Annotated in this window: 3 protein-coding genes; all 3 read left to right on the top strand. The window is 42.5% G+C overall.

Annotated features, from left to right (window positions below; all coding sequences use genetic code 11):
- A partial coding sequence (locus A1D16_RS09765; protein WP_290709174.1) for a HAMP domain-containing sensor histidine kinase occupies nt 1-508 on the top strand: 508 nt, incomplete at its 5' end.
- Between the two features lie 75 nt (nt 509-583).
- Nucleotides 584-1,840, top strand: coding sequence for a TolC family protein (locus A1D16_RS09760; protein WP_290709173.1), 1,257 nt, complete (start codon nt 584-586; stop codon nt 1,838-1,840).
- A gap of 10 nt (nt 1,841-1,850) precedes the next feature.
- Nucleotides 1,851-2,632 (top strand): efflux RND transporter periplasmic adaptor subunit (locus tag A1D16_RS09755; protein ID WP_290709172.1); only part of this gene is annotated, 782 nt, incomplete at its 3' end.

Here is a 2,632-nt window from a genome sequence, read left to right as displayed (position 1 = left end):
CATCAATGCTTTGCTGGAAATTGCCAAAGCAGAATCGGGTAGTAGTTTGAAGACTTCCATGGTACGGCTGGATGAATTGATATTTGATATTGCTGACGAACTTAAAATAATTGAACCGGATTTCCTTTTTTCAATTGAATACGAGGCTGCTTATGACGAACCGGAATTATTGGTATACGCCAACTATCGCTTACTGAGGGCAGCCGTATTGAATCTTATGCAAAACTGTATTCAGTACAGTTCTACTAAAAAAGCAGCAATCCGACTAAAAAGTGAAGCAAGGCTTTTACAGGTAGTATTTGAAAATGAAGGAGCGGGCTTAACAGAGGAGGAACAACAATTGCTATTCCAGCACTTTTTCCGGGGAACGAACAGTGCCGCTATCCGGGGGTTTGGATTGGGATTGGTATTTGTACATAGAATGCTGACCCTGCACGGAGGTACCATTACCTATAAAAAACTTCCACCAGACCTGAACCAGTTTACGATTTCCCTGCCTTTAAGCTAAGATTTATTGCCTTTAAGGTGTTTTTAAGGTGGTTACGGCCAAATTTGGGCCTCCTTTCAGATAAGGAGTGCTACTATGATTTTTTTTAAGAACACCGTCCTATTCGTTTTATTACTGGCTACAATTACTTCTGCCAGGGCACAGGATACACTTAAAATCACGCTTCAGCAAGCGGATAGTTTATTCCTCCAGAATAATTTCCGGTTATTGGCTGCTGCCATGAATGTAGATGCCGTAAAAGCGGAAATTATTCAGGCAAAACTATTTCCGAATCCTGTTTTTACGGCCGACCTGAATGCCTATGATCCCCAAAACAGGAAACTACTGCACGTAGGTAAAACCGGGCAGAAAGTATTTCAGATGGAGCAGGTTATACGGCTTGCCGGAAAACGCAAAGCAGAAATTGAAATGGCCCGTTCCAACGCAGCATTAGCCGAGCTGGAACTGGTACAACTGACTCAACAGTTAAAATTTCAGTTACATAGTGATTTGTTTGCCTTAGGGCAGTATGCACAACTCCTCAGAAGTTATACCGGGCAACTTGCGCTGCTTGATACCCTGCTTAAAAGTTACCAGCAACAGGCCGATTTGGGAAACCTGCCCCTGAAAGATGTAGTTCGATTAAAGGGCGCCTACCTTAAACTCAATAATGACCGGGCGGAAGTGTATAAAGATTATTATGAAGTGCATGCCAACCTGCAGGTACTGCTTCAAACCAATAGTCCACTTGTTTTTGATTTTAAGGAAGAAGATATTTTACGGTATATCAAAGCCCATCCGCTGCCGGATATCCGAACGGAAGCCCAGTTGAACAGGATCGATCTGAAGATCGCGCAACAAAACAAAGAATTAGCCGACCTGAATCAGCAGTACCAGGTGAAACTGGCCAAGCCTGATATTAATGTATTTACTTCCTATGATCAGCGCGGCGGTGCGTTTAATAATCAAATCAATGCTGGTCTGTCGATTCCTCTTCCTTTTTTTCATCGGAACCAGGGAAATATCAAAATGGCGGAATACCGGGTTAAGGAGGCTGATTTAAACGTACAGGCTGTACAGGCTGAAGCAGATGCATCGCTTTCCAATGCGTATCAGTCCTACAAGCAGGTAGTAACCGAATACAAAAAAGCGGCTCCGCTTTATAACGAAGATTTTGAGATAACAGGAAAAGGCATGACCGAAAACTTCAGGAAACAGAATGTATCCATGATCGAATTCATTGATTTTTTTGAAGCCTATAATGAAGTTCAGGTAGAACTGGCCAGGATAAAGTCCCAACTGGTTGTTTCTGCTGAAAAACTGAATCTGTTAATCGGAAAAGATATGTTTTAATATGTACAATATGAACTACTATAAATTGGTACTGGTATGCTGCTTGTTTTCCGCATTTATTGGATGCAGGGAAAAGACCCAGCCGGCAGATGCCGTGGTTTTTTCTATGAGTGATACCATGATGGCAAAATGCGAGTTTGCAAAAGCTACCAAACAGGAAGTACAGAATGAAATACGGCTTTTTGGAAAAATAACTGCCGATAATAATAAGCTGGCGCAGGTATATCCTATTGTAAGCGGTATAGTAAAGAAAATTCAGGTGGAGCTGGGAGACTATGTAAAGCAGGGGCAGGTGCTGGCTACAATACAAAGTAGTGAAGTAGCGGCTTTCCAGAAAGAAAAAATGGACGCCATCAATGATGTGGCCAACGCTGAAAAAAATCTGCAGGTTACCCAAGACCTGTTTGCCGGCAAATTAAGTACTGAAAAGGATGTGGCAGCTGCTGAACGAGAATTGGAAAAAGCCAGGGCAGAACTGGCCAGGATAAATGAGATCTACAGCATTTACAACCTGAAAGGGGGCTCGATGTTTAACGTAACCGCACCCATCAGCGGATTTGTTGTGGCTAAAAATATCAACCAGAATGAATTGTTGCGGCAGGATAATGCGGAGGCTGTTTTCTCAATTGCAGAAATCAACGAAGTATGGGCACTGGCAAATGTGAACGAAACGGATATCGCTAAAATTAATGTGGGTTATGGCGTTACGGTAAATACCCTGGCATTTCCTGACCAACCCTATTCGGGAAAGATCGATAAGATTTTTAATGCCATTGATCCGGAAACCAAATC

This window comes from Flavihumibacter sp. CACIAM 22H1 (assembly GCF_001601815.1).
In the GTDB taxonomy this organism is placed as follows: Bacteria; Bacteroidota; Bacteroidia; order Chitinophagales; family Chitinophagaceae; genus Flavihumibacter.
Note: the sequence above shows the minus strand (reverse complement) of the source record. Positions and strands in the feature narration are given on the sequence as shown.

Excerpts from the sequence above, each read along its gene's own strand:
- A1D16_RS09760 (WP_290709173.1), top strand. The coding sequence starts at position 584 with ATGATTTTTTTTAAGAACACCGTCCTATTCGTTTTATTACTGGCTACA.